Source organism: Candidatus Cyrtobacter comes (assembly GCF_034470605.1).
In the GTDB taxonomy this organism is placed as follows: domain Bacteria; phylum Pseudomonadota; class Alphaproteobacteria; order Rickettsiales; family Midichloriaceae; genus Cyrtobacter; species Cyrtobacter comes.
The window spans coordinates 1-4,669 of record NZ_JARGYT010000094.1 but is presented as its reverse complement, the minus strand read 5'-3'; the positions used below and the strand labels follow the sequence as shown (position 1 = coordinate 4,669).

Annotated in this window: 5 protein-coding genes; all 5 read left to right on the top strand. The window is 32.4% G+C overall.

The genetic code is table 11. From position 1 onward, the window contains the following. Positions 1-415: flagellar hook-basal body complex protein FliE (locus Cyrtocomes_RS05355; RefSeq protein ID WP_322498162.1), on the top strand; the 415-nt coding region annotated here is incomplete at its 5' end. Positions 416-551: 136 nt separating this feature from the next. Continuing rightward, positions 552-794 carry a ferrous iron transport protein A gene (locus Cyrtocomes_RS05350; protein ID WP_322498161.1) on the top strand — a complete coding sequence of 81 codons (243 nt, stop codon included), beginning with the start codon at positions 552-554 and terminating at the stop codon, positions 792-794. Between the two features lie 19 nt (positions 795-813). Beyond that, complete coding sequence (gene feoB, locus Cyrtocomes_RS05345) at positions 814-2,601, top strand: ferrous iron transporter B (protein ID WP_322498160.1); 1,788 nt, start codon at positions 814-816, stop codon at positions 2,599-2,601. Continuing rightward, complete coding sequence (ygfZ, locus tag Cyrtocomes_RS05340) at positions 2,602-3,387, top strand: CAF17-like 4Fe-4S cluster assembly/insertion protein YgfZ (RefSeq protein WP_322498159.1); 786 nt, start codon at positions 2,602-2,604, stop codon at positions 3,385-3,387. Positions 3,388-3,449: 62 nt separating this feature from the next. Further along, a complete protein-coding gene (locus tag Cyrtocomes_RS05335) occupies positions 3,450-3,920 on the top strand; it encodes a peptidylprolyl isomerase (protein WP_322498158.1) in 471 nt (156 codons plus the stop codon). Positions 3,921-4,669 lie beyond the last annotated feature (749 nt).

Genomic DNA, 4,669 nt, shown 5'->3' with positions numbered 1-4,669 from the left:
GAAACAACCTTTTATCCATCTAAATACCATATTTATCGCCTCCAATATAATATTGCATCTTTTCCATTATTTGGCAAAACCTTTGTTAACAGTGCCTAATCAGCAAGGAGTAAAGGGCTTTGCAGAGCTTATGAAAACCTCTATACAGAATCCTATAACAAGCAATAGTACTGTAGTTAGTTCAGCAGCCTTGGAGAATGTAGGTATGTTGAGAAAATGGGCTAAGGAAAAGATAAATAAAGTAAAGGAAGCAGATTTTGCTATAAAGAAAGCTGTATCAGATCGTGATTTTGCTTCTGGCTCTGTAAAGGTACTTGCAGCAATAAATACATCCGAAGAGGCACTTACTGAATTTATGCTAGTTAAAAATAAGTTGGTTTCTGCTTATCAAGCAATAATGAATATGAATATATAGGTCAATAATATTTTCTAGTAAAGATACTGTTTACAGGGCAATATATAAAAAACATTAGCCTTGAGAATTGTTTTAGGCCACAAACTACTTGCAAATGATTCTCAATAGCATTAGATTCAGGGACGAAATACATTTGTTGTCACGGCTTTTATCTATGAAATTATCAGAAGTAGGAAGCGGAGTTTCTTTTGTGATTCGCTCACTAGTAGATGTGAATAATTCTGTCAAAAAATTGCTTTCTATGGGCATCACATGCGGAAGCTTTTTAAGTGTTACAATGCAAATAGGTGGTATTGGTACTATGGTAGTATTTGCAGGCTCGAAATTAATTGTTTCTAAAGATGTTGCAAATTTAATATATGTAGACTTGGTTTATTAACAATATTATTAAGCTACCTATGGATATCACTACTGCATGCATTATAGGACAGCCAAACTCTGGAAAATCTACAGTGTTTAACATATTAACTGGCTCAATGGTAAAAACTAGCAACTGGCCAGGCTCAACAGTTGAGAAAAATCTTGGAAAAATAAAAGAAAGCGGTATAGAGCTTATTGACCTCCCAGGTATTTATTCTCTAGATGCCTTTGCTCGAGATGAAAAAATATCAACATCATTCTTAGAGAAGAAGAATTATGACCTAATAATTAATGTAGTAGACGTAACTAATTTACAAAGAAATTTTTATTTAACCCTTCAGTTACTTGATTTCAAAAAACCACTTTTACTAGTTATTAATAAAAAAGATAAAACCAACACTATTTGTATAAATGAAAAAAAGCTTTCAGAACTCCTTAACTGTTCAGTTATTTATATTTCTGCACGAAAAGAAAAAGAAGCTAAACAACAACTATTAGCCGAGCTCGTTAAAGTATCTAATAAAACTGTAGTAGACCATCCTATTGTACAAAATGCTAGTGTATTGGATAAAATACAAGAAAGGAATCGTATAATAGAACAAATTTTAAATCTTATAATGTACTCAAAGACTAGCTCTAAAGTCTCTGAGTTCCTGGATCGAATTTTACTAAACAAATTTTATGGCTCTTTAGTACTCTGCTTTGTACTACTTGGGCTCTTTTCATTTAGCATAAATGCGGGCGGTATATTGGTAGATAATATATTATATCCATTAAGAGGTTTTTGGGATTATATACACAACAAATTACCAGAATACACTATAGCGAATACCGTTTTAGGTGGTGTATGGCTTGGCGTAGAGACACTTTGCAGCTTTTTTCCAATAATATTTTGCTTATATATTTTTATATCTGTTTTAGAAGAAAGTGGATATATGGCAAGGCTCGCCGCACTAACTAGTAACTTGTTTAATTTTATAAAATTGCCTGGAAAAGGTATTATAATGTTTATCATAGGATTTGGTTGCAATGTTCCAGCAATACTAGCTACGCGATCGATACAAAATGAGTGGGCAAGGCATAAAATGATTCTCTTATTACCGTTTATGTCTTGTGGCGCAAGATTAGCGGTTTTTACTATAATATCCTCTGCTATTTTTCCCTCTAGCGAATCGTATATTATATTGATTTTATACATTATTGGCACATTATGTATGATTTTAACAGCCCTATTATTAGGATTTTTTACTAATGCAAGAGAAAGCATTATAATGGAAATGCCAGATTATAGCATCCCTTCAGCAAGGCTAATTATAAGATCTGCATGGGCACACTCATATCAATTCATAATTGGCGCAGGTAAATTAATAATACCACTCGCATTCGTTTTGCAGATTATTGGTCACATTTCCATAAACTTTAATTTTACTGATATTAACAACTCGATACTCGCCTACTGCTCTAATGGGCTACTACCTATATTTGAACCAATAGGAACACATAGTTGGCAATTGGTTGCCGCTCTTATTGCAGGCACTATAGCTAAGGAACTAATACCAGGCACTTTATTCACCATTTTTTCTATGAGCGATGGTAATGTTTTTGGTATATCAGCGCTAATTAAGCAACTTTTCAGCAATAAGTATGAAGCTTTTTCATACCTGTTATTCGTTTTAATATATTCTCCATGTATATCAGTTTTCGCAACATCCAAGAAAGAAGCTGGCACTATGATTGCTTTTATTGGTATAATCTGGTCTACGGTACTTGCTTATCTTATCTCATTTATTTTTTATAAAATTAGTATTCAATTCTTTTTGAATTAAATGAATATATCTACATTAGAAACTAGAGGTGTCATATCTGTTACTGGAAGTGAAGCTGGTAGTTTTTTGAACAAAATCTTAACTAATAATGTACCAACAGAGAAAGGTATTCTTATTTATGCGTTATTATTGAATCCTCAGGGAAAAGTCTTATATGATTTTTTTATAGAAAAAAGTGCCGATGATAGATTTATATTAGATGTCCCAGCTGCTTATATAAACGAAATAATAGCTAAACTGGATATATATAAGTTAAGCCTAAATTTGCTCATAAAAATTGAGGATTTTAGTATTACTGTTTCAGATTATGCGTATTGTCAGAGCTCTCTTTCAGATCCAAGATTTAGCGGATGCTATAGAACACTAGATGCACATACATATAATTCCAATATTGAGTGGTATAACATTCTAAGAATTAATTCTATAATCCCAGAACATACCGTAGATTTCGAACCTAGAGAATTTTTTCCAACGCATATGTCAATGCATAAATTTGGCTCGATAAATTACAACAAAGGATGCTATGTGGGGCAAGAAGTTATAGCAAGAATGACACATAGAGGAAATATAATGAAATGCCTGTATCTAGTGGAGCTGAAAGAAGAGGTGAAAGAATTAACTTGTAGAGATGTAATTTATGAAGGCCTAACTATAGGTAACTTATTGAGCTATCATAAAAACTTTGGTATTGCTATACTACGTATTGAAGAAAGTAATAAAATAATACAGAATAGCGGCCATGCTAGTGTTTCTAGAGTTCGTTTGAGGATTTTAAAATGTTTATAAGGTTTTTTTTACTCGTTTTATCTTTTATATTTTGTTGTATGCCTGTTTTTGCTAACCAAAAGATGATTAGAATAGATTTGAAATACGGATCTGTATATATAGAATTATATCCTAGCAAAGCTCCAATGCATGTTCAGAGGATTATAGATCTCGCTAATGATGGATTTTATGATGGTCTCTACTTTCATAGGGTAATAGATGGGTTTATAGCCCAGACAGGTGACCCTAAGGGTGATGGCACAGGCAGAAGCAAATTTCCAAACCTTGAACCGGAGTTCAATGATATTAAGCATGTGAAAGGTATTGTATCTATGGCAAGAGCTTCAGACCCTGCCAGCGCTAATAGTCAATTTTTTATTATGCTTGGTGACGCCCCACATTTAGATGAAAATTACACAGTATTTGGAAAAGTAATAAAGGGTATGGAGTTTGTTGAAATGATAAAAATTGGAGATAAAAAAGAGAACGGGAAGGTAAAAAATCCTGATAGAATACTTTCAATGAAGGTCGTTGATGATTTTGAAGAGAATTAGTTATAAAATATATTTTTGTAAAGCCAAATTATAATCAAAGCAGCCGAATGATAATCTAAGTTCAATTTGGAAGAGGTTGAGTATCAACCAACTAGATTTGAAAGAAAGGTAATTAATTTTTTGAAATGAAGAAATGGCTGAGCATTAGGGTTGCTATACCTTTGCGGCCTTAGATACAAGCGCACGAATAAGTTATTGAATTACATTACAAATCAAGGTATCAATACCAACACTTTGTGTGCTATAATTCAGCTTAAATCACTATAGCACCATTTCTTCTTAAATCTGCATGGGGCCATGCTCCTTTTACATACTAACATATAGCTAAAGCGTCATAAATAGTATGCCAACCTTATAAATACTTTAATTATCATCGAGTTAAGTCTAATAAAATTACTTTGATATAATCATTTTATACTGCTTCAGCTATACATCAAATTCTATACTACAGATACTAAGTTCTAATTTTCGTAGATCTGCCGCTGATCCATATTTATTTGTTGAATGTACTCACCTATTAATCAATGATACGCAAAATGATGTGTAAGATTATTGAATTTAACGAATATCTAACATACAATCTTGATTATAGGTTAACCACTATTGAGCGCAGTATGTATTCTTGTGAATTGTGGCCCTATGATTATATCTTAGGCACTGTTAACAAAGGTTTTGCCAAATAATGGAAAAGATGCAATATTATATTGGAGGCGATAAATATGGTATTTAGATGGATAAAAGGTTGTTTC